We start from the raw sequence: 22,348 nt of genomic DNA, 5'->3' as shown, positions 1-22,348 counted from the left end.
CGCCAGGCTGCCCGGTCCGCGTGGCGGGCTCAGGCGGCCTCGATCGCGTCGGCCAGGCGCTCGACCGCGATCACCTCCAGGCCCTTGATGCTGCCGCTCTTGGGCGCATTGGCCCGCGGCACGATGGCCCGCTTGAAGCCGTGGGTCGCGGCCTCGCGCAGCCGCTCCTCGCCGTTCGGCACCGGACGGATCTCGCCGGACAGGCCGACCTCGCCGAAGGCCAGGGTCTTCTCCGCCAGCGGCCGGTCCTGCAGCGAGGACAGCACCGCCAGCAGCACCGGCAGGTCCACCGCGGTCTCCTGCACGCGGATGCCGCCCACCACGTTGATGAACACGTCCTGGTCGCCGACCATCACCCCCCCGTGCCGGTGCAGGACCGCCAGCAGCATCGCCAGCCGGTTCTGCTCCAGGCCCACCGCCACCCGGCGCGGGTTGGACAGCGGCGAGGCGTCCACCAGCGCCTGCACTTCCACCAGCAGCGGCCGGGTGCCTTCGCGGGTGACCATGACACAGCTGCCGGGCTGGCGGGTGCTGCCCCCAGACAGGAAGATCGCCGACGGGTTGGGCACTTCCCTCAGGCCCTTTTCGCCCATCGCGAACACCCCCAGCTCGTTGACCGCGCCAAAGCGGTTCTTGAACGCGCGCAGCACGCGGAAGCGGCTGCCGCTCTCGCCCTCGAAATACAGCACCGCATCGACCATGTGCTCGAGCACCCGCGGGCCGGCGATGCCGCCCTCTTTGGTGACATGGCCGACCAGGAACACCGCGGTGCCGGTCTCCTTGGCGAAGCGCACCAGCCGTGCCGCGCTCTCGCGCACCTGGCTGACCGACCCCGGCGCCGCGGTCAGGCTCTCGGTCCACAGCGTCTGTACCGAGTCGGCGACGATCAGCTTCGGGCGCGCGGCCACGGCCTGCCGCAGGATCAGCTCGATGCCGGTCTCGGCCAGCGCATTGACGCCCTCCAGCGGCAGCTCCAGGCGCACCGCGCGGCCGGCGACCTGCGCCAGCGACTCCTCGCCGGTGACATAGAGCACCGGCAGGGTGCCGGCCATCTTCGCCACCGCCTGCAGCAGCAGGGTGGACTTGCCGATGCCCGGGTCGCCGCCGACCAGCACCACCGCGCCCTCGACCAGACCGCCGCCCAGCACCCGGTCGAACTCGCCGATGCCGGTGGACACCCGCGCGTGTTCGCTCTGCCGCACGTCCTTGAGCGCGGTGATCGTCGGCGCTTCGGCCTTGCCGGCCCAGCCGCTGCGGCGGGCCGCCGGCGCCTTGGCCGCGGCCGCGCTCTCCAGCACGACCTGCCCCAGCACGTTCCAGACCCCGCATTCGCTGCACTGGCCCTGCCACTTGCTGTATTCGGCGCCGCATTCGCTGCAGACGTAGGCGGTGCGATTCTTCGCCATCGGCATTTCCCTGGTGGATCGCCGCACAGGATACCCGCGGCCGGTCGCAGGACCTGCAACCGGCCGCCGCCGGTCCACGTCCGCGGCAATGGAAAAGGCCGCCCGGAGGCGGCCTTTCCAACGCGCACGGCGATGCCGCGGATCACATCATGTGGTAGTTCATGTTCCACATGACCCACAGCGTGCCGGCCACGATGATGCCGATCACCACCAGGGTGAACAGGCCGGCGTTGACGTTCCAGCGCGCCGCCGAGGAACGGTCCAGGTGCAGGAAGAACACCAGGTGGACCAGCAGCTGCAGCACGCCGGTGACCAGGATCACCATCCCGGTGGCGAAGGCCGACGGCAGCGCGCCGCTCATCACCGCCCAGAACGGGATGATGGTCAGCAACGCGGCCAGCACGAAGCCGGTGAGGTAGGACTTGACGCTGCCGTGGCTCTCGCCGCCGGCACTGTGCGCTTGGTTGTCGTGTGCGGACATCACAGGGCTCCAGTCAGGTAGACGACAGAGAACACGCCGATCCAGACCAGGTCCAGGAAGTGCCAGAACAGGCTCAGGCACGCCATGCGGGTCTTGTTGGTCTGGGTCAGTCCGTTCTGCTTGAGCTGGATGAACATCACCAGCAGCCACAGCATGCCGGCACTGACGTGCAGGCCGTGGGTGCCGACCAGGGCGAAGAACGCCGACAGGAAGGCGCTGTGGTCAGGGCCGTAGCCCTGGTGCACCAGGTGGTTGAACTCCCAGATCTCCATGATCATGAAGCCCAGGCCCAGCAGCCAGGTGATGCCCAGCCAGGCGAACATCTGCCCGACCTTCTTCTGGTGCAGGGCGATCATGCCCAGCCCGAAGGTCAGCGACGACACCAGCAGCAGCGCGGTTTCGCCGGCGACGAACTTCAGGTCGAACAGCTCCTTGGCGCCGGGACCGCCGTTGGTGCCGCCGGCCAGCACCACATAGGTGGCGAACAGCGAGGCGAAGATGAGCAGATCGCTCATCAGGTACACCCAGAAACCGAAGACGGTGCCTTCGCCGGCGTCGTGGTGGTGCTCGTGGTCGTGGTCCGCCGCGGGCGCGGCGTGACCGGGGTTCATCGTGGGGGCGGTCGTACTCATGCCTTCACCTCGCTCTTCACCAGCCCCTGTGCTTCCAGGTGGCGGTGGTGTTCGTTTTCGATGCGCTCCACTTCGGCGGCCGGCACCCAGTAGTCCACGTCCTTGTCGAAGGTGCGGTAGATGAAGGTGCCGATCATGCCGACCAGGCCGACGATGGCCAGCCACCAGATGTGCCAGATCATCGCGAAGCCGCCGATCAGGCTGAAGGCGCCGATCACCACGCCGGTGCCGGTGTTGCGCGGCATGTGGATGTCGCTGTACTTGGCCGGCCGCGCCCAGGCTTCACCGCGCTGCTTGCGCTCCCAGAAGTCGTCCAGCTCCTCGCCCTTGGGCGAGACGGCGAAGTTGTAGAACTGCACCGGCGAAGCGGTCTCCCACTCCAGGGTACGGGCGTCCCACGGGTCGCCGGTCAGGTCCGCGTTCTTCTTGCGGTCGCGGATCGAGACCACGAGCTGGATGAGCTGGCACAGGATGCCGGCGCCGATGATGAACGCACCGATCATCGCGACCACGAAGTACGGCTGGTAGTCGGCGTTCGGATAGCTCTGCAGGCGACGGGTCACGCCCATGAAGCCCAGCACGTACAGCGGCATGAAGGCGACATAGAAGCCGATGAACCAGCACCAGAACGCGCGCTTGCCCCAAGTCTCGTCCAGCTTGAAGCCGAACATCTTCGGGAACCAGTAGGTGATGCCGGCCATCATGCCGAACACCACGGCACCGATGATGGTGTTGTGGAAGTGGGCGATCAGGAACAGCGAGTTGTGCAGCACGAAGTCGATGGCCGGGATCGCCAGCATCACGCCGGTCATGCCGCCGATGGTGAAGGTGATCATGAAGCCGATCGTCCACAGCACCGGCGAGGTGAAGTGCACGCGGCCACGGAACATCGTGAACAGCCAGTTGAAGATCTTCACGCCGGTGGGGATCGAGATGATCATCGTCGTGATGCCGAAGAAGGCATTGACGTTGGCACCCGAGCCCATGGTGAAGAAGTGGTGCAGCCACACCAGGAACGACAGCACGCCGATCGCCGCGGTGGCGTAGACCATGCCCTTGTAGCCGAACAGGGTCTTGCGCGAGAACGTGGCGATGACTTCGGAGAACACGCCGAATGCCGGCATCACCAGGATGTAGACCTCCGGGTGGCCCCAGATCCAGATCAGGTTGATGTACAGCATGGCGTTGCCGCCGGCGTCGTTGGTGAAGAAGTGCATGCCCAGGTAGCGGTCCAGGGTCAGCAGCACCAGGGTGACGGTCAGCACCGGGAAGGCGGCGATGATCAGCACGTTGGTGACCAGCGCGGTCCAGGTGAACACCGGCATCTTCATCAGCGGCATGCCCGGGGTCCGCAGCTTCATGATCGTCACCAGGAAGTTGATGCCGCTCAGCGTGGTGCCCAGGCCGGAGACCTGCAGTCCCCATATGTAGTAGTCCACGCCGACGCCGGGACTGTACTCGAGCCCGGACAGCGGCGGGAACGCCAGCCAGCCGGTCTGCGCGAACTCGCCCAGGCCCAGCGAGATCATGACCAGGCCCGCGCCCGACACGAACAGCCAGAAGCTGAGCGAGTTCAGGAACGGGAAGGCCACGTCGCGGGCACCGATCTGCAGCGGAACCACCAGGTTCATCAGGCCGGTGATCAACGGCATGGCCACGAAGAAGATCATGATCACGCCGTGGGCGGTGAAGATCTGGTCGTAGTGGTGCGGTGGCAGGTAGCCCTCCGCGCCGCCGGCAGCGACCGCCTGCTGCATGCGCATCATGATCGCGTCGGCGAAGCCGCGCAGCAGCATCACGAAGGCGACGATGAGGTACATCGCGCCGATCTTCTTGTGGTCCACCGAGGTGAACCATTCCTTCCACAGGTATCCCCAGAGCCGGGCCTTGGTGATCAGGCCCAGCACCGCCAGGCCACCCAGACCCGCGACGATCAGCGTGGTCGTGATGATCGGGTCGTGTGGAATCGCGTCAAGCGACAGTTTTCCCAACATTGTCATTCTCCCGAGGCGCCGTGGCCGGCATGGGCGGCGGCGGGCTCGTCTGCGTTGTGTTCGGCGTGCGGCGCGGCATCCGTGTCGTCGGCAGCGTGTGCGGGGGCGTCGTGCCCTTCATGGCCGCCGGCGGCGTCGTGGCCGGCGTGGCCGTCCTCGCCGTGCGCCATGCGCGGGCCATGCTTCATGCCGAAGTGGTGGTTGTCGCCCATGTGGCGCGCGACCAGCCAGTCGAACAGGCCGGCTTCGGCATTGCCGTAGTAGGTGACCGGGAACCAGTCGTGGTTCTTCTGCGCGCCCAGCTCGGCGAACGCGGCCTTGTCCATCACCCGGGCCTCAGCCCGCACCTTGCCCAGCCACTGCTGGTACTCCTCGTCGGAGACCGCGTGCGCGCTGAAGTGCATCTTGTTGAAGCCCGCGCCGCTGTAGTGCGAGGACATGCCCTCGAACACGCCCGCCTCGTTGGCGATCAGGTGCAGCTTGGTCTCCATGCCCGCCATCGAATAGATCATGCTGCCCAGGCTCGGGATGAAGAACGCATTCATCACCGTGTCCGAGGTCAGCTTGAAGTTCAGCGGCGCATCGACCGGGAACACCAGCTCGTTGACCACGGCCACGTTCTCTTCCGGGTAGACGAACAGCCACTTCCAGTCGAGCGAGATCGCCTCGATGGTCACGCCCTTGTGCTCCGACTCCAGCGGCCGGTAGGGATCCAGCGCATGCGAGGAGCGCCAGGTCAGCACCGCCAGCACCAGCACGATCATGCAGGGGATCGACCACACCACCACTTCGATCGCGGTGGAGTGCGCCCACTTCGGCTCGTAGCGGGCCTTGGTGTTGGAGGCGCGGTACCGCCAGGCGAACACCAGGGTCATGATGATCACCGGCACGACGACCAGCAGCATCAGCACCGTGGCGGTGATCAGCAGCGTCTTCTCGTCATGGCCGATCTGGCCCTTGGGGTTGAAGATGGCCGCGTCGCAACCAGCCAGCAGCGCGGCGAATACAAACAGCAATCCCGGACGCAGCCAGCGTCCAAGCGATTTCAACGGAATCATCGAGTCGATCCAATTGCGAGGGGGCGCCTGCTCCGGCTTCCCGCACGCTGTTGCGCTGCGTGAACGGCCACCGGGGATTGCCCACCGGGGTGCACGCCTACGGGAATGCTGGATTCAGCACCGTAATTCTAGGCGCCGTCCAACGCTTTAGAAAGGCATTGACAAGGATTCCACACAGCGTTTGGGGCTTTCCTCGTGCGACATGTTGTCGCACCCGCTCCGCCTGCGCGCCCCTTCAGGTGCGTGAAGCGCCCTGCCGCGGCCGGCCGGCCAGCGTGCGCGCTCACCCGGCGGCGGTGACGTGGAGATCGCCGGCACCCCTGCCATCGGCGCGGGACGCCCGCGCGCACCGCCTGTTCCGGCGCGCCGCAACGGCCACGGCCGCGCTCGACCGCGGCCGAACGAGCGCTGTCCGGCACCATCGACCGGGCCCTCGCACACGACGGCAGGTGCCATCGCGGCGGCCGCCCGTGGCGAGCCCTGTGCAGCGACGGTGGCGCGTTGCAGACCGCCGACGGAACGTCGCACCGGCCCGCCTCCCTGTGCGGCGGCCCTTGCCTTCTTGTCCAGCGCGGAATCTGCCCGGCCACGCCCGCTGTTTCCAGCCACTCCCGCAGGCCGCCCGAAACGGACGGCGGCGTGGCGGAAAAAGAAAAGGCCGGACGCGGACGTCCGGCCTTTCTTCTGATGCTGGTGCCGGAAATAGGAATCGAACCTACGACCTACGCATTACGAATGCGCCGCTCTACCAACTGAGCTATTCCGGCGGAGCGGCGGATTGTAGGGCCGGCCGCGACAGGGGTCAATCGACCAGACGCAGGCGCAGCTCCTTGGGCAGCGCGAACACCATCGACTCCGGCTCGCCGTCCAGTTCACCGACACGGCCGGCACCCAGTTCGCGCAGGCGGTCAAGGACGCCGTCCACCAGCACCTGCGGCGCGGACGCGCCGGCGGTCAGGCCGATGTGCCGCTTGCCGGCGATCCAGCCCGGGTCGATCTCGTGCGCACCATCGATCAGATAGGACTCCACGCCCTCGCGCCGCGCGAGTTCGGCCAGGCGGTTGGAGTTGGAACTGTTCGGCGAACCGACCACCAGCACCAGGTCGCAGCGCTGGGCGAGCTCGCGCACCGCATCCTGGCGGTTCTGGGTGGCGTAGCAGATGTCGTCGTTCTTCGGCCCCTGGATCGCCGGGAACTTGCGCCGCAGCGCGGCGATCACGCTCAGGGTGTCGTCCACCGAGAGCGTGGTCTGGGTGGTGTAGGCCAGGTTGTCCGGCTGCCCGACCGCCAGCGCCGCGACGTCCTGCTCGTCCTCGACCAGGTAGATCGCACCGGCGCCGGCCTCGCTGCGCCACTGCCCCATGGTGCCTTCGACCTCGGGGTGGCCTTCGTGGCCGATCAGCACCACGTCGCGGCCGGCGCGGCAATGGCGCGCCACCTCGAAATGCACCTTGGTCACCAGCGGACAGGTCGCGTCGAACACCTTGAGCCCGCGCCGCCCGGCCTCGTCGCGCACGGCCTGCGAGACGCCGTGGGCGCTGAAGATGACCGTGTTGCCGTCGGGCACCTCGTCCAGTTCTTCGACGAAGATCGCGCCGCGCTGCTTCAGGTCGTCGACCACGAAGCGGTTGTGCACCACCTCGTGGCGTACGTAGATCGGGGCGCCGAGCGTCTCGATCGCGCGCTTGACGATCTCGATGGCGCGGTCGACACCAGCGCAGAAACCACGGGGATTGGCGAGCAGTACGTCCATGCGGGGATTCTAGAGGACCCTCGTGGGGAACAGGGAATGGTGGATGAACCGGGCCGGACTCAAGGCCCGTCCACGGCATCCGGCCGCCGCTTGCCCTTGCCGTCGAACAGGCCGCCCAGGGCGATGCCGACGGCGCCGGCGACGATCGCCGAGTCGGCCAGGTTGAATGCCGGCCAATAATGGTCGCCGACGTACCATTGGATGAAATCGATCACGTGGCCGTGCAGCTGGCGGTCGATGACATTGCCCAGGGCGCCGCCGATCACCAGCGCGTAGGGCAGCGCGGCGCGCCAGTTGCCGCGCGCGGTGCGCGACAGCCAATGGCCCATCAAGCCGCTGATGCCCAGCGCCAGCACGGTGAAGAACCAGCGCTGCCAGCCGCCGGCGTCGCTGAGGAAGCTGAACGCGGCGCCGGTGTTGTAGGTGCGATACCAGTTCCAGACGCCGTCGATCACCGGCACCTGCGTGAACTCGGGCAGGCTCGACAGCACCCAGGCCTTGCTCCACTGGTCCAGCCCGATGATCGCGGCCGAGAGCAGCAGCCAGACCAGGGCATTGGGTTTGATGGCGGGGGTTTGCATGGACGGGACTTCCGGTGTGCGGGCCGCGGGAGGCCCGATGATGGCGCCGCCCGCGTGCACGCGCAGGCAAGCGGCGCCGGTTGCTCAGAACCAGCGGCGGTCTTCGCCCGGGCCGTCGACGTTGCCGGCGCAGCGGCCGCACAGCTGCGGATGGGCCGGGTGGCTGCCCACGTCGGCGCGGTGGTGCCAGCAGCGCACGCACTTGGCCTTGTCGGTCGGCTGCGCGCTGACGAACACCTCGTCGGTGGTCGCCGGTCGCACGCTGACATCGCCACTGATGAAGAAGAAACGCAGCTCGTCGGCCAGCGGCTGCCAGCTGGCCGCCTGCTCGGCACTGGCCGCGACCGTGATCTCCGCTTCCAGCGCGGCGCCGATGGCGCCGTTGGTCCGCATCGGCTCCAGCACCTTGGCGACCTGCTCGCGCAGCGCCAGCAGCTGGTCGAAATCGGCGGCCGACAGCTGCGCGTCATCCGGCAGCGGCGCCAGCCCGTCGTACCAGGTGGTGAACAGCACGTTGTCGGCGCGCGCGCCCGGCAGGTAGCCCCACAGCTCGTCGGCGGTGAAGGTCAGGATCGGGGCGATCCAGCGCACGAAGGCCTCGACGATGCGGTACATGGCACTCTGCGCCGAACGCCGCCCGCGCGAGTCGGCCGGCATCGTGTACAGGCGGTCCTTGGTCACGTCCAGGTACAGCGACCCCAGGTCGACGCTGCAGAAGTTCAGCAGCAGCTGCACGATCTCGGCCATGTCGTATTCGGCATAGGCGGCCTTGATCTTCTCCTGCAGCTCATGCGCGCGGTGCACGATCCAGCGGTCCAGGGCCACCATGTCCTCCAGCGGACGCAGGTGCTGGACCGGATCGAAGCCGTCCAGGTTGCCGAGCAGGAAGCGCGCGGTGTTGCGCAGGCGGCGGTAGGCGTCGGCATTGCGCTTGAGGATCTCCTGCGACAGCGACATCTCGTTGCTGTAGTCGGCCGAGGCGATCCACAGGCGCAGGATGTCCGCGCCCAGGGTGCGCATGATCTCCTGCGGCTCGATGCCGTTGCCCAGCGACTTGGACATCTTGCGGCCGTGCTCGTCCACGGTGAAGCCATGGGTCAGGCACTGCTTGTACGGCGCCGCACGGTCTATCGCCACCCCGGTCAGCAGCGAGGACTGGAACCAGCCGCGGTGCTGGTCCGAGCCTTCCAGGTACAGGTCGGCCGGCTTGCCGAAGCCGCGCGCGCGCAGCACGCCCTCGTGGGTGACGCCGGAGTCGAACCAGACATCGAGGATGTCGGTGACCTTCTCGTACTGCGCGGCGTCCTCGCCCAGCAGTTCGCCGGCATCCAGCGCATACCAGGCATCGATGCCGTCGGCCTCCACGCGGTCGGCCACCTGCAGCATCAGCTCGACGCTGCGCGGGTGCGGCTCACCGGTCTCGCGGTGCATGAACAGCGCGATCGGCACGCCCCAGGTGCGCTGGCGCGAGATCGTCCAGTCCGGACGCCCTTCCACCATGCTGGCGATGCGCGCCTTGCCCCAGGCCGGGAACCAGCCCACGGTGTCGATGGCGGCCAGCGCATCGCTGCGCAGGTTGGCCTTGTCCATCGAGATGAACCATTGCGGGGTGGCACGGAACACCACCGGCGTCTTGTGCCGCCAGCAGTGCGGGTAGCTGTGCTGGATCTCGGCGAACGCCAGCAGCGCACCGCTGCCGCGCAACACCTCGACGATCAGCGGCTGCGCCTTCCACAGGTGCACGCCGGCCAACACCGCCTCGCCGGCCGGCGGCGTGGAGGGCAGGTAGACGCCACGGCCGTCGACCGGGTTGATCTGGCCCGCGTTGTAGGCGTCCATCACGCCGTACTGCTGGCTGACCGCGAAGTCCTCCTGGCCATGGCCGGGCGCGGTATGCACCGCGCCGGTGCCGTCGGCGTCGGACACATGCCCGCCGTTGAGCAGCGGCAGGTCGCGCTCGGGATAGAACGGGTGCGCCAGCCGCTGGTTCTCCAGCGCCGCCCCCTTGGCGTGGCCGTGCACCACCACCTCGCCGATGCCGTAGCGCGACAGCGCGCGCTCGGCCAGCGTCGCGGCCAGCACCAGCCAGCGCGGCTGGCCGTTGTGGGCCGGGCCCTCGACCAGGGCGTAATCGATGTCCGCGCCGAGCGACACCGCCAGCGAGGCCGGCAGCGTCCACGGCGTGGTGGTCCAGATCGGCACCGCCACTTCCACGCCGGCCGGCAGGTCCACGCCAAAGCTCGCCGCCAGCGCCCGGGAATCACGCGCGGCATAGGCCACGTCGATCGCCGGCGAGGTCTTGTCCTGGTACTCGATCTCGGCCTCGGCCAGGGCCGAGCCGCAGTCGAAGCACCAGTGCACCGGCTTGGCGCCGCGCACCAGGTGGCCGTTGGCGACGATCCGCGACAGCGCGCGGATCTCGTTGGCCTCGAAGTCGAAGCTCAGCGTCTTGTACGGGTTGTCCCAGTCGCCGACCACGCCCAGGCGCTTGAAGTCGCGGCGCTGGATCTCGATCTGCTCCTCGGCGTATTCGCGGCACTTCTGGCGGAACTGACCGGCATCGAGCTTGGTACCGACCTTGCCCCACTTCTTCTCCACCGCGATCTCGATCGGCAGGCCATGGCAGTCCCAGCCGGGCACGTACGGCGCGTCGAAACCGTCCAGGTAGCGCGACTTGACGATGATGTCCTTGAGGATCTTGTTGACCGCATGGCCCAGGTGGATCTGGCCATTGGCATAGGGCGGCCCGTCGTGCAGCACGAACAGCGGCCGGCCCTTGGCGTTCTCGCGCAGCTGCGCATAGATGCCCTGCTCTTCCCAACGCGCCAGGATGCCCGGCTCGCGCTTGGGCAGGTCGCCGCGCATCGGGAAATCCGTCGCCGGCAGGTGGAGGGTGGCTTTGTAGTCTTGGGTCACGGGCATTTACCGTTGCGCGGCTGTAGTTGAAGAGTCCGCACAGGGCTGTGCGGGCTGTTGCGGCGGCGTTCCAGCACCGTTCCCTGTACGGGAGAGGTGCGGGCTGCCGCAAGGGTTCGCGCCGTCGCCGAGGATCCGGCGCGCCTGCTGCGCATCGCGCTGCATCTGCTCGGTCAGGGCGTCCAGGCTGTCGAATTTTTCCTCGTCGCGCAGCTTGGCGACGAACTCGACCTCGATATGACGGCCGTACAGGTCGCCCTGGAAATCGAACAGGTGCGCCTCCAGCAGCGGCTCCACGCCCTGCACGGTCGGGCGCGTGCCGAAACTCGACACCGAGGGCCAGGGCTGCTCGGCGACCCCGTGCACCCGGGTCGCGTAGATGCCCGACAGCGCCGGGGTTTTGGGAAAGCGCAGGTTGGCCGTCGGGAACCCCAGGGTCCGCCCCAGCTGGCGCCCGCGCACGACCCGCCCGCCGATCGCGTACGGCCGCCCCAGCAGCTCGCCCGCATGGGCGAACTCGCCGGCCACCAGCAGCTCGCGGATACGGGTGCTGGAAATACGCTCGCCGTCCAGGTGCACCGGCGCGATCTCGCCGGCGCCGAAGCCCAGCTCCGCCCCCATCGCCTGCAGCAACGCCAGGTCGCCCCCGCGGCGGTTGCCGAAATGGAACCCCGGGCCGATCCACACTTCGCGCACGCCCAGGCGCCGCACCAGCATGTCGCGCACGAAATCGGCGGCGGTGATGGCGGCCATCTTCGCGTCGAAGCGCAGCAGGCCGACACTGTCGATGCCGAGCCCGCGCAGCGAGGCCACCTTGTCGCGCGCCAGCATCAGCCGCGGCGGCGGGGCCCCCCGGGCGAAGAACTCGCGCGGCAGCGGCTCGAACGCCAGCGCCACCGCGGGCACGCCCACGGCGCGCGCGCGCGCGACCGCGTGCCGCACCAGCGTCCGGTGGCCCCTGTGCAGGCCATCGAAAGCACCGATGCAGACCACGCTTCCCTGCGGGAACAGCACCCCGCCTTCGACGTCTCTAAACAGCCTGCTCATTCAACCCGGGTCGATCCGGCGCCCAGGCGCCGGTTCTGTCGTATGTAGCGGGCCAGTATAGCGGCGCCCGCGCCGCAACCGCCCTACTGGCCGCGCAGCTCGCGCGGGCGGTAGCCCATCAGCAGCAGGCCGGCGGCATAGGCGCCGGCGCCGGCGCCCACCAGCACGCCCAGGCGCCAGCCACGTTCCAGCCAGCTCCAGGGGGTCCAGTCGGCCCACTGCAGCCGCAGCGCCAGCACGGCCGCGGCCATGGCCAGGCTGGCCACCAGCAGCTGGCGCAGGAACCGTCCCCACCCCGGCTGCAGGCGGTACACCCGCGCCCGGCGCAGGTACCCCCACAGCTGCAGGGCATTGGCCCAGCCGGCCACCGCGATCGCCAGCGCCAGCAGCGCATGCGCGCCCTCCACGTCCTTCAGGGCCGCCAGCCAGCGCCCGTCGGCCGCCGCCAGCGCCGCGCGACCGGTCGGCGTGAGCCACAGCAGCGCCGCGAACAGCGCGGCCGCGCAGGCGATGTTGATCGCGATCGAGGCCAGCGCGGCCTTGACCGGGGTGCGCGTGTCCTGCCGCGAATAGAAGGCCGGGGCCAGCACCTTCACCAGCAGGAACGCCGGCACCGCGGTGGCCTGGGCGACCAGGCTGAGGCTGCTCATGCGGGTGTCCAGCTCGGAGAAGCGGCCGTACTGGAACAGCGTGGCCAGCAGCGGCTGCGCGCACAGGATCAGCCCCAGGCAGGCCGGGACCCCGATCAGCAGGCACAGCCGGAACCCCCAGTCCAGGCTCCGCGAGTAGCCCTGCGCATCCTCGGCGGCATGCCGGCCGGACAGGTGCGGCAGGATGACGGTGCCGATCGCCACCCCGAACATGCCCAGCGGGAACTCCAGCAGCCGGTCGCTGTAGTACAGCCAGGTCACGCTGCCGCCCATCAGCAGCGACGCGGCCAGGGTGTTGAACAGCAGGTTCACCTGCGCCACCGAGGAGCCGAACAGGGTCGGCACCATCAACCGCAGGATCTTGCGCACCCCGGCGTGGGCGAGGTCCAGCCGCGGCCGCGGCAGCAGTCCCAGCCGCGCCAGCGACGGCAGCTGGAACGCCAGCTGCAGGATGCCCGCGGCGAATACGCCCCAGGCCAGCGCCAGTACCGGCTCATAGCCCCAGCCGCGCATCCGCGGCGCCAGGCACAATGCCGCGGCGATCATCGACAGGTTGAGCAGGATCGGCGACAGCGCCGGAATGGCGAAGCGCTGGTAGCTGTTCAGGATGCCGCCGGCCAACGCCGCCAACGAGATGAACAGCGCATAGGGAAAGGTGATCTGCAGCATCAGGGTGGCCAGTTCGGCCTGTTCGCTGCCCGGCGCGAAGCCCGGCGCGAACACCCGCATCACCCAGGGCGCGAGCACCAGCGCCAGCCCCGTCACCACCAGCAGCGCCGCGATCAGCGCCCCGGCGACCCGGTCGACCAGCGCCTTGACCGCCGCCGCGTCGCCTTTCGCCTTGTACTCGGCCAGCACCGGGACGAAGGCCATCGAGAACGAACCCTCGGCGGACAGCCGGCGCAGGAAGTTGGGAATCCTGAATGCGACCACGAACGCATCCATCGCCGCACTCGCACCGAACACCTGGGCGTACACCTGGTCGCGCACCAGGCCACTGATGCGCGACAGGAAGGTCATGGCGCTGAACACCGCCGTGGATTTCAGCAACCGGCCGCTCAACGCATTTCCCCTTGACAACCCGACTTGACGTTCATTCTTCCGCCCATCATACTTCCGTGCTTGCTGTTCCCACCATACCGATTTTCAGGAAACCACCACCGTGGCCAATATCAAGTCCGCCCAGAAGCGCGCCAAGCAGACCGTTGTGCGCAATGCACGCAACACGGCTCAGCGCTCGATGCTGCGCACCGCCGTCAAGAAGGTGATCAAGGCCCTGGACGCCAATGACGCCAGCGGCGCCGAGGCGGCCTTCGCTGTCGCCCAGCCGATCCTCGACCGTTTCAGCGCCCGTGGCCTGATCCACAAGAACAAGGCCGCCCGCCACAAGAGCCGCCTGACCGCCCGCATCAAGGCGCTCAAGGCCGCCTGATCCGGCAGCCCCAGGAACCGCCAGGTTCCCGGCAGGAAAAGCCCGGCCCACGCCGGGCTTTTTGTTGCCCGCCCGTTGCCCGCGGCGCTTTCCGCAGGACGGCGCCGGCCAGCCCTCACCCGCCCCTGCGCCGCCGGGAACCCCCCTGCCCGGCCGCCCGGCATGGCCGCGTACAAAAAAACGCCGCTTCCCATCGGGAAAGCGGCGCTTCCGTCTGCGGGGGCGGGAAACTCAGCCGCCCTGCGCGTCGCGCTCTTCAGCTTCCCGCAGTTTCTGCTGGTCGAAGAAGGCCATGATGTCCTTCATGATCGGCCAGGTGCCCTCGCGGCCCAGCGCCGACACCAGGTACCACGGCTGGGTCCAGCCCAGCGCCGCGACCACCTGCTCGGCCGCCGCCCCGGCCTCTTCCTCGAACATCAGGTCGGCCTTGTTCAGCACCAGCCAGCGCGGCTTCTGCAGCAGAGCCGGGTCGTGCTTGCCGAGCTCATGCTCCAGTGCCCGCACCTGTTCGACCGGCGACGGCGCATCGGTCACCGCCTCGCCGCCGCCCTCGAACGCGGGCGAAAGGTCCACCAGGTGCAGCAGCAGGCGGGTACGCTGCAGGTGGCGCAGGAACTGCGCGCCCAGGCCGGCGCCATCGGCGGCCCCTTCGATCAGGCCGGGGATGTCGGCGATGACGAAGCTGCGGTAGTTCTCCACCTTCACCACGCCCAGGTTCGGGTACAGCGTGGTGAACGGGTAGTCGGCGACCTTCGGCGTCGCCGCCGAGACCGCACGGACCAGGGTGCTCTTGCCGGCGTTCGGGAAGCCCAGCAGGCCGACGTCGGCCAACAGTTTCAGCTCCAGCTTCAACAGCCGCTGCTCGCCCTCTTCGCCCGGCAGCGCCTGCCGCGGCGCACGGTTGGTCGAGCTCTTGAAGTGCATGTTGCCCAGGCCGCCCTTGCCACCCTTCGCCACCAGCAGGCGTTCGCCGTGGCGGGTCAGGTCGCCGATCACCTCGTCGGTGTCCACGTTCATCACCACGGTGCCGACCGGAACGGTGACGACCAGGTCGTCGCCGGCCTTGCCGTACATCTGCCGGCCCATGCCGTTCTCGCCACGGCGCGCCTTGAAGATGCGCTCGTGGCGGAAGTCCACCAGGGTGTTCAGGTTTTCGTCGGCGCGCAGCCAGACGCTGCCGCCATCGCCGCCATCGCCGCCGTCGGGGCCACCGAGCGGAATGAACTTCTCGCGGCGGAAGCCGACGCAGCCATTGCCGCCGTCGCCGGCGATTACAGAGATTTCGGCTTCATCAACGAGTTTCATCTTGGTATCGCAAGGTTCTCAGAATCACTTCGGCCCGCAGCACCGGCGCTTCCTGCGCCGCGCCGGCGGCGCGGTACAGGCGCACGATGCGGCGGGGATTGTCCCGCCCGTCGGGCAGGAAGTAATGGTTGGAGACGCGGTATTCCGCACCTTCCAGCAGTTCCACATCGTCCACCGGACGCCCCTGGGCGTCGCGCGCCATGACCTGGCGGCGCCTGCGGACCTTGGCACCGTCCGGCGCGATGCTGGTGGACTCTTCCAGCTCGACCCAGTTGGACGGGCCAAGGGCCAAGCTTCTTTCAAAGTCTTCGCGGCCTTCGACGCCGAGACGTCGGCCTTTATAGCTCAGGGTGCGCGTGGCGCCAGCATAGCGGACCGTGCCCTCGCCCATCGGCCAGTCCGGCTGCCCGCTGCCTTGCGGCGCCTGCATCCATATCCGCACCGTGGCCGGCGGTGGGCGCCTGCCCTCGCCGTATGCCATGTGCACTTCCCAGCCGCCACTGCGATCCCAGCTGAAGACCGTGGTGCGCAGCCAGCCATCGGCATCGAAATCGCCGCGGGAATGGCTGCGCTCGACGCCTTCGACGGCAGGCTCCGGCTGCCAGCCCGCCGGATCGGCCAGCAGGGCAGGCAGCTGCGGCGAACCCGGCGGAAGCGTCAGGGTCTCGGCCTGCAATGATGCCAAGGGCCCGGCGACCGTCAGGGTGGCGCGGTCGCTGGGAATATCGGCCGCGCATCCGGCGCAGGCCAGCAGGCCGGACAGCAGGGCCGCAGCCCAACAACGGATCACCATCCCTGCCCCCTGCCCGTTCGCAAAACCGTGGACCACCTGGAAACGACAAGCCCCGCCGAAGCGGGGCTTTCGTCGGCGGCACCCGCGCCGGAGCTGGGGTGCCTGCACGTGCGGCGATCAGACGTCCGCGACGACGCTCACGGTGCGACGCTTCTTGGCGCCCTTCACCGAGAACTCGACCTTGCCGTCGACCAGCGCGAACAGCGTGTGGTCGCGACCCAGGCCGACGCCGGCGCCCGGATGGAACTGGGTGCCGCGCTGACGCACGATGATGTTGCCGGCTTCGATGGCCTGGCCGCCGAAGATCTTGACGCCCAGGTACTTCGGGTTGGAATCGCGGCCGTTACGCGAGGAGCCTACGCCCTTTTTATGTGCCATGACGGATTCTCCTTGGGATTAGCCGGCGATGCCGGTGATTTCGATTTCGGTGTAGTACTGGCGGTGACCCTGGCGCTTCATGTGGTGCTTGCGCCGGCGGAACTTGATGATCCGCACCTTGTCGGCGCGGCCGTGGGCCACGACCTTGGCGGTCACCGAAGCGCCCTTCAGGGCATCGCCGATCTTGATGCCGTCGGCATCGCCGAGCATCAGGACGGTGTCGAACGTGATCTCGCTGCCGGCTTCGGCTTCGAGCTTCTCAACGCGGAGGGTTTCCCCCTGCGCGACGCGGTACTGCTTACCGCCGGTTACCAGAACTGCATACATGACCAGACTTCCTCTGTAGTTATTGTGGTCGCTGTGCCGCCATCGAGGGCGGACAGGAGCGGGATTTTAACGGGACAGGGAGTTTCGGGTCAAGCCGCCCCCGGCCGGGAAAACCCTGCCTGAACAAAGGCCTGCGCAGCCCCCGAACGCCCCGCGGATCGCTGGCAATGGCCGCGATTGCCCCCAAATCACAAGGCCGTTAGGCTGATCGACTGCCGCCGGCCAAGAACATGCCCATGTCCCTGTCGCGCCCGCCCCGGAGCTTCTCCCGCCGCGTCCGCAACGCACGCTTCCGGTGCGGCTCCCGCCCCGCGCGGGCCCTGACGGCCATGCCCGACGCGGCCTGAACATGTTCCCGGCCCTCCACACCCCCGCATGCCGGCACCCCCGGCCGCGGCCAAGAACGGATTTCCCATGGCGATGGATTTCATCCGCATCCGCGGTGCGCGGACGCACAACCTCAAGAACATCGACCTCGACCTGCCGCGCGACAAGCTGATCGTGATCACCGGGCTGTCCGGCTCGGGCAAGTCCTCGCTGGCCTTCGACACCATCTACGCCGAGGGCCAGCGCCGCTATGTGGAATCGCTGTCGGCCTACGCGCGGCAGTTCCTGAGCGTGATGGAGAAGCCCGACCTGGACCATATCGAGGGCCTGTCGCCGGCGATCTCGATCGAGCAGAAGTCCACCTCGCACAACCCGCGCTCGACCGTGGGCACCATCACCGAGATCTACGACTACCTGCGCCTGCTGTACGCCCGCGTCGGCAGCCCGCGCTGCCCGGACCACGGCTACCCGCTGGAGGCGCAGACCGTCAGCCAGATGGTCGACCAGGTGCTGGCACTCGACGGCGAGCAGCGCTGGATGCTGCTGGCGCCGGTGGTGCGCGAGCGCAAGGGCGAGCATGCGCAGGTGTTCGACCAGCTGCGCGCGCAGGGCTTCGTGCGGGTGCGCGTGGACGGCGAACTGCACGAGATCGACGCGGTCCCCACGCTGGCGCTGCGCCAGAAGCACACCATCGAAGCGGTGATCGACCGCTTCCGGCCGCGCGAGGACCTGAAGCAGCGCCTGGCGGAGAGCTTCGAGACCGCGCTCAAGCTGGGCGACGGCATGGCCACCGTGCAGTCGCTGGACGATGCCCAGGCGGTGCCGCAGCTGTTCTCCTCCAAGTACAGCTGCCCGGTCTGCGACTACGCGCTGCCGGAGCTGGAACCGCGGCTGTTCTCGTTCAACTCGCCGGTCGGCGCCTGCCCGGGCTGCGACGGCCTGGGCATGGCCGAGTTCTTCGACCCCGCCCGCGTGGTCGTGCACCCGGAGCTGTCGCTGGCCGCGGGCGCGGTGCGCGGCTGGGACCGCCGCAACGCCTATTACTTCCAGCTGATCGCCTCGCTGGCCAAGCACTACGCGTTCGACGTGGACGCGCCCTGGCAGTCGCTGCCCGAGGCGGTCCGCCAGGCGGTGCTGTACGGCAGCGGCGAGGAGCAGATCACCTTCACCTACTTCACCGAGAACGGCGGCCGCAGCCAGCGCAAGCACCGCTTCGAGGGCATCATTCCCAACCTCGAGCGCCGCTACCGCGAGACCGAATCGCCGGCGGTGCGCGAGGAACTGGCCAAGTTCATCAGCGAGCGGCCCTGCCCCGAGTGCGGCGGCGCGCGCCTGAACAAGGCCGCCCGCAACGTGTTCGTCGCCGACCGGCCCCTGCCGGAGCTGGCGGTGCTGCCGATCGACGAGGCCAAGCGCTTCTTCGGCGAACTGAGCCTGCCGGGCTGGCGCGGCGAGATCGCCGCCAAGATCGTCAAGGAGATCAGCGAGCGGCTCGGCTTCCTGGTCGATGTCGGCCTGGACTACCTCACGCTCGAGCGCAAGGCCGACACGCTGTCCGGCGGCGAGGCGCAGCGCATCCGCCTGGCTTCGCAGATCGGCGCCGGCCTGGTCGGGGTGATGTACGTGCTCGACGAGCCGTCCATCGGCCTGCACCAGCGCGACAACGAGCGCCTGCTCGGCACCCTGACCCGCCTGCGCGACCTCGGCAACACGGTGATCGTGGTCGAGCACGACGAGGACGCCATCCGCCTGGCCGACTACGTGCTGGACATCGGTCCGGGCGCGGGCGTGCACGGCGGCGAGATCGTCGGCCAGGGCAGCCTGCAGGACATCCTGGACGCGCCGCGTTCGCTGACCGGCCAGTACCTGTCGGGCAAGCGTGCGATCGAGATCCCGGCGCGCCGGCACAAGCCCAACCCGAAGATGACCCTGCACCTGCGCGGCGCCAGCGGCAACAACCTCAAGAACGTGGACCTCGCGATTCCCTCGGGCCTGCTCACCTGCGTCACCGGCGTGTCCGGCTCCGGCAAGTCCACGCTGATCAACGACACCCTGTTCTCGCTGGCCGCCAACGAGATCAACGGCGCCTCGCACCCGATCGCACCGTACCGGGAGGTCGACGGCCTGGACCTGTTCGACAAGGTGGTGGACATCGACCAGTCGCCGATCGGCCGCACCCCGCGCTCCAACCCCGCCACCTACACCGGCCTGTTCACGCCGCTGCGCGAGCTGTTCGCGCAGGTGCCCGAGGCGCGCGCGCGCGGCTACTCGCCGGGCCGCTTCAGTTTCAACGTGCGCGGCGGCCGCTGCGAGGCCTGCCAGGGCGACGGCCTGATCAAGGTGGAGATGCACTTCCTGCCCGACGTCTACGTGCCCTGCGACGTCTGCCACGGCAAGCGCTACAACCGCGAGACGCTGGAGATCCTCTACAAGGGCCACACCATCAACGACGTGCTGGAAATGACCGTGGAGGACGCGCTGATGCTGTTCCAGCCGGTCCCGGCCATCGCCCGCAAGCTGGAGACGCTGGTCGACGTGGGCCTGAGCTACATCAAGCTCGGCCAGAGCGCCACCACCCTGTCCGGCGGCGAGGCCCAGCGCGTCAAGCTGTCCAAGGAACTGTCGCGGCGCGATACCGGGCGCACGCTCTACATCCTCGACGAACCGACCACCGGCCTGCACTTCCACGACATCGAGGCCCTGCTCGGCGTGCTGCACAAGCTGCGCGACGAGGGCAACACGGTGGTGGTGATCGAGCACAACCTGGACGTCATCAAGACCGCCGACTGGATCGTCGACCTCGGCCCGGAAGGCGGCCACCGCGGCGGCACGCTGCTGGTCGCCGGCACCCCCGAGGACGTGGCCGCCTGCCCGCAGTCGTACACCGGCCAGTTCCTGGCACGCATGCTGCCGTCCACCCAGGCCCGCCCGGAACAACCGGCCGCGGTGGCCAACAAGCCGGACGCGCGGCCCCCACGCAAGTCGAAGACCGCCGGCAAGACGACGGCAAACAAGACGGCGGCCAAGAAGACCGCCACGCCCCGCAAGCAGAAGGTATCCCCATGAGCAGCGAACCCAAGCAACTGGCCCGCGTTCCGATCAGCGTACGCTGGCGCGACATGGACGCGATGGGCCACGTCAACAACGCCAAGTACGTGTCCTTCCTCGAGGAAGCCCGCGTGCGCTGGATGCTGGGCGTGGACGGGGTATCGATGAACGACCGCATCGCCCCGGTGGTGGCCAACACCCACATCAACTACCGCCTGCCGATCGTGTGGCCCAACGACATCGTGGTGGAACTGTTCGTCGAGCGCCTCGGCAACAGCAGCGTCACCATCGGCCACCGCATCGTCGACCAGAAGGACCCCGCGCGCCTGTACTCGGACGGCAACGTGGTGGTGGTGTGGATGGACACGCAGACCGGCCGGAGCGCGCCGCTGCCGGACGCGGTGCGCGCGGCGTCCAGCTGAGAGCGGCTTCCGAAACGCGGGAAGCGCGCCGGCCAGGCCCTCACCGCGCTGGCGGCCCCAACGTCATCAGTCCCCGGCGCCGCGCCTGCCGGTTGCCCGGCTCGACGGCGCCTGCCCCGGTACAGAAAGACCCGGGGCCGCAGAGCGGCCCCGGGTCCTTTCCGGATTGCAGCGCGCTCAGTCTTCCAGCAGCGGCTTGCGCGGCATCTTCTCGTCGCGCATGGCGGCGTTGTAGACGAACGCGGCCACGATCGCCGCCGCCTGCTTCAGGTCTTCCGGCTCGGCGTGGTCCCAGGTGTCCAGGTTGCTGTGGTGGACATTGCTGAAATAGTCCAGACGGTCCTGGATGAACTGGAAGCCGGGCAGGCCGACGCGGTCGAAGCTGATGTGGTCGGTGCTGCCGGTGTTGCGGCTGACCACGGTGGTGGCGCCGACATCGTGGAACGGCTTCAGCCACTCCTCGAAGATCGGCATCGCGGCGATGTTCTCCTGGGCATAGATGCCGCGGAAGCGGCCCGAGCCGTTGTCCATGTTGAAGTACACGGAGAACTTCTCGTAGTCGCGCAGCCGGCGCAGCGGCCCGGTCGGTTCGCGCAGCGAGGCCGGCAGTGCCTTCTGCGCCGGGTCGGTCGGCTCCGGGTAGTTCGCGAAATGCCGTGCGACATACGCCTGCGAACCGATCAGGCCCTGCTCCTCGCCGCTCCACAGCGCCACGCGGATGGTGCGCCGGGGCTTGGCGCCCACCGCCTTGAGGATGCGCATGGCCTCCATCATCACCGCCACGCCGGCGGCGTTGTCGGCCGCGCCGGTACCGGTGTGCCAGGAGTCCATGTGCGCGCCGAGCATCACGATCTCGTCGGCCTTGCCGCTGCCGCGGATCTCGGCCACGGTGTTGTGCCCGGGCTGGTCGCTGTCGTCGGTGAAGCGCGCGGCGACATTGACCCGCACCCGTACCGGCTGCTCGCGCTCCAGCGCGCGCGCCAGCTGGTTGTAGTGCTCGGCGATCATCGCCAGTTCGGGAATGCCCACCGGCTCGCCGGCCTTGCGCGAACCGCCGCCGCCGACGCGGATGATGCCGTTGTCCCAGCCGCTGATGCTGAGGGCGGCCAGCGCCCCTTCCTCGGCGAAGAACGCATTGGTGGCGCGCGCCAGCTCCTGGCGTTCGGCGAACTCCTTGACCCGCTTGGCGCGGTCGGTGTCGCTGCCGCCGGGGATGGCGAACGTCTGCAGCCCTTCCAGCGAGGTCGCGTCGTGCCGGTGCGAATCCGGCTCGGTGCCGCGCTTGTACTCGCGCGCATCGCCCAGCAGCAGGATCTTGCCGCGCAGCGTGCCCTTGTACTTCTCCAGGTCGGCCAGCTTCTTGATCTCGACCTTGACCACCTCGCCCTCGACCGTGCCCGCGGTGCCCGGGGTCCAGGCCTTGGGCAGGGCGTACAGCGGCGCCATGCGCGGGGCCAGCATCTCCACGCTGGCCGAATCGAACTCCCAGCCACGGCCGAAGTCCTCGAACGCCTCATCGTGCACGTCGACCAGTCCCCACTCGCCGAACTTCTGCCGCGTCCAGGCATTGGCGCGGGCCATGGCCGGGGAGTTGGTCAGCCGCGGGCCGATGCTTTCGGTCAGGTGCGAGAAGGTGTCCATCACCTGCGAGCGGTGGAACGCTTCCTGGCGGATCTTGCCCACCATCTCCAGGTCCACCTTCTCGGCCGCGCCCGCGCTGCCCACGAACGCCAGCCCCATGCCCACTGCCAGCATGCATCGTTTGATCATCACTTCCCCCGGCCCGCGGCCGATCACG

General features: G+C 68.7%; 17 protein-coding genes, 1 tRNA gene and 1 pseudogene. 3 read left to right on the top strand and 16 right to left on the bottom strand.

All coding sequences use genetic code 11. The annotated features are described in order from the left end of the window. Nucleotides 1–29: 29 nt before the first annotated feature. The 11 genes and pseudogenes from radA to murJ all read right to left on the bottom strand — a co-directional run bounded on the left by radA (nt 30) and on the right by murJ (nt 13,580). Nucleotides 30–1,406 carry a DNA repair protein RadA gene (radA, locus tag K5L01_RS02085; protein ID WP_250061490.1) on the bottom strand — a complete coding sequence of 459 codons (1,377 nt, stop codon included), beginning with the start codon at nt 1,404–1,406 and terminating at the stop codon, nt 30–32. A gap of 142 nt (nt 1,407–1,548) precedes the next feature. After that, on the bottom strand, nt 1,549–1,887 hold the full coding sequence (gene cyoD, locus K5L01_RS02080) for a cytochrome o ubiquinol oxidase subunit IV (protein WP_250061489.1): 339 nt from the start codon (nt 1,885–1,887) through the stop codon (nt 1,549–1,551). Continuing rightward, a complete protein-coding gene (gene cyoC / locus K5L01_RS02075; protein WP_250061488.1) occupies nt 1,887–2,519 on the bottom strand; it encodes a cytochrome o ubiquinol oxidase subunit III in 633 nt (210 codons plus the stop codon). The genes cyoD and cyoC overlap by 1 nt, the downstream gene beginning before the upstream one ends. Beyond that, nucleotides 2,516–4,513, bottom strand: coding sequence for a cytochrome o ubiquinol oxidase subunit I (gene cyoB, locus K5L01_RS02070; protein ID WP_250061487.1), 1,998 nt, complete (start codon nt 4,511–4,513; stop codon nt 2,516–2,518). The genes cyoC and cyoB overlap by 4 nt, the downstream gene beginning before the upstream one ends. Before the next feature lie 2 nt (nt 4,514–4,515). After that, the gene (gene cyoA, locus K5L01_RS02065; RefSeq protein ID WP_250061486.1) at nt 4,516–5,571 is read right to left on the bottom strand and encodes a ubiquinol oxidase subunit II; all 1,056 of its coding nucleotides are present in this window, start codon (nt 5,569–5,571) and stop codon (nt 4,516–4,518) included. A gap of 691 nt (nt 5,572–6,262) precedes the next feature. Beyond that, nucleotides 6,263–6,338 (bottom strand) — tRNA-Thr (locus K5L01_RS02060). Nucleotides 6,339–6,373: 35 nt separating this feature from the next. Next, a complete protein-coding gene (ispH, locus tag K5L01_RS02055) occupies nt 6,374–7,324 on the bottom strand; it encodes a 4-hydroxy-3-methylbut-2-enyl diphosphate reductase (RefSeq protein WP_250061485.1) in 951 nt (316 codons plus the stop codon). A 59-nt stretch (nt 7,325–7,383) separates the two neighbouring features. Then, nucleotides 7,384–7,905, bottom strand: coding sequence for a signal peptidase II (gene lspA / locus K5L01_RS02050; RefSeq protein ID WP_250061484.1), 522 nt, complete (start codon nt 7,903–7,905; stop codon nt 7,384–7,386). Nucleotides 7,906–7,989: 84 nt separating this feature from the next. Next, a complete protein-coding gene (ileS, locus tag K5L01_RS02045) occupies nt 7,990–10,821 on the bottom strand; it encodes an isoleucine--tRNA ligase (RefSeq protein WP_250061483.1) in 2,832 nt (943 codons plus the stop codon). Between the two features lie 128 nt (nt 10,822–10,949). Continuing rightward, nucleotides 10,950–11,868, bottom strand: a pseudogene (locus K5L01_RS02040) (bifunctional riboflavin kinase/FAD synthetase); the annotation flags it as partial. Nucleotides 11,869–11,951: 83 nt separating this feature from the next. After that, complete coding sequence (murJ, locus tag K5L01_RS02035; RefSeq protein WP_272494029.1) at nt 11,952–13,580, bottom strand: murein biosynthesis integral membrane protein MurJ; 1,629 nt, start codon at nt 13,578–13,580, stop codon at nt 11,952–11,954. A 100-nt stretch (nt 13,581–13,680) separates the two neighbouring features. Here murJ and rpsT point away from each other — a divergent pair, with 100 nt between their 5' ends. After that, the gene (gene rpsT, locus K5L01_RS02030; RefSeq protein WP_250061479.1) at nt 13,681–13,950 is read left to right on the top strand and encodes a 30S ribosomal protein S20; all 270 of its coding nucleotides are present in this window, start codon (nt 13,681–13,683) and stop codon (nt 13,948–13,950) included. Nucleotides 13,951–14,181: 231 nt separating this feature from the next. On the opposite strand, the gene obgE is transcribed toward rpsT, so the two are convergent. From obgE to rplU, 4 genes are all read right to left on the bottom strand, one after another. Continuing rightward, nucleotides 14,182–15,255, bottom strand: a complete 1,074-nt coding sequence (obgE, locus tag K5L01_RS02025; RefSeq protein ID WP_250061477.1) for a GTPase ObgE — start codon at nt 15,253–15,255, stop codon at nt 14,182–14,184. After that, the gene (locus K5L01_RS02020; protein WP_250061475.1) at nt 15,242–16,084 is read right to left on the bottom strand and encodes a hypothetical protein; all 843 of its coding nucleotides are present in this window, start codon (nt 16,082–16,084) and stop codon (nt 15,242–15,244) included. The genes obgE and K5L01_RS02020 overlap by 14 nt, the downstream gene beginning before the upstream one ends. An 81-nt stretch (nt 16,085–16,165) precedes the next feature. Further along, nucleotides 16,166–16,426: a 50S ribosomal protein L27 gene (gene rpmA, locus K5L01_RS02015; RefSeq protein WP_250061472.1), complete on the bottom strand. Its 261-nt coding sequence runs from the start codon at nt 16,424–16,426 to the stop codon at nt 16,166–16,168. Nucleotides 16,427–16,444: 18 nt separating this feature from the next. Beyond that, the gene (gene rplU / locus K5L01_RS02010; RefSeq protein WP_250061470.1) at nt 16,445–16,753 is read right to left on the bottom strand and encodes a 50S ribosomal protein L21; all 309 of its coding nucleotides are present in this window, start codon (nt 16,751–16,753) and stop codon (nt 16,445–16,447) included. 414 nt (nt 16,754–17,167) lie between these two features. On the opposite strand from rplU, the gene uvrA reads away from it, so the two are divergent. Further along, on the top strand, nt 17,168–20,146 hold the full coding sequence (uvrA, locus tag K5L01_RS02005) for an excinuclease ABC subunit UvrA (RefSeq protein ID WP_250061468.1): 2,979 nt from the start codon (nt 17,168–17,170) through the stop codon (nt 20,144–20,146). After that, the gene (locus tag K5L01_RS02000; RefSeq protein WP_250061466.1) at nt 20,143–20,550 is read left to right on the top strand and encodes an acyl-CoA thioesterase; all 408 of its coding nucleotides are present in this window, start codon (nt 20,143–20,145) and stop codon (nt 20,548–20,550) included. The genes uvrA and K5L01_RS02000 overlap by 4 nt, the downstream gene beginning before the upstream one ends. Nucleotides 20,551–20,727: 177 nt before the next feature. On the opposite strand, the gene K5L01_RS01995 is transcribed toward K5L01_RS02000, so the two are convergent. After that, nucleotides 20,728–22,305: a M20/M25/M40 family metallo-hydrolase gene (locus tag K5L01_RS01995; RefSeq protein ID WP_250063406.1), complete on the bottom strand. Its 1,578-nt coding sequence runs from the start codon at nt 22,303–22,305 to the stop codon at nt 20,728–20,730. Nucleotides 22,306–22,348: the final 43 nt, after the last annotated feature.

This window comes from Stenotrophomonas mori (genome assembly GCF_023556335.1).
Taxonomy (GTDB): domain Bacteria; phylum Pseudomonadota; class Gammaproteobacteria; order Xanthomonadales; family Xanthomonadaceae; genus Stenotrophomonas; species Stenotrophomonas mori.
Note: the sequence above shows the minus strand (reverse complement) of the source record. Positions and strands in the feature narration are given on the sequence as shown.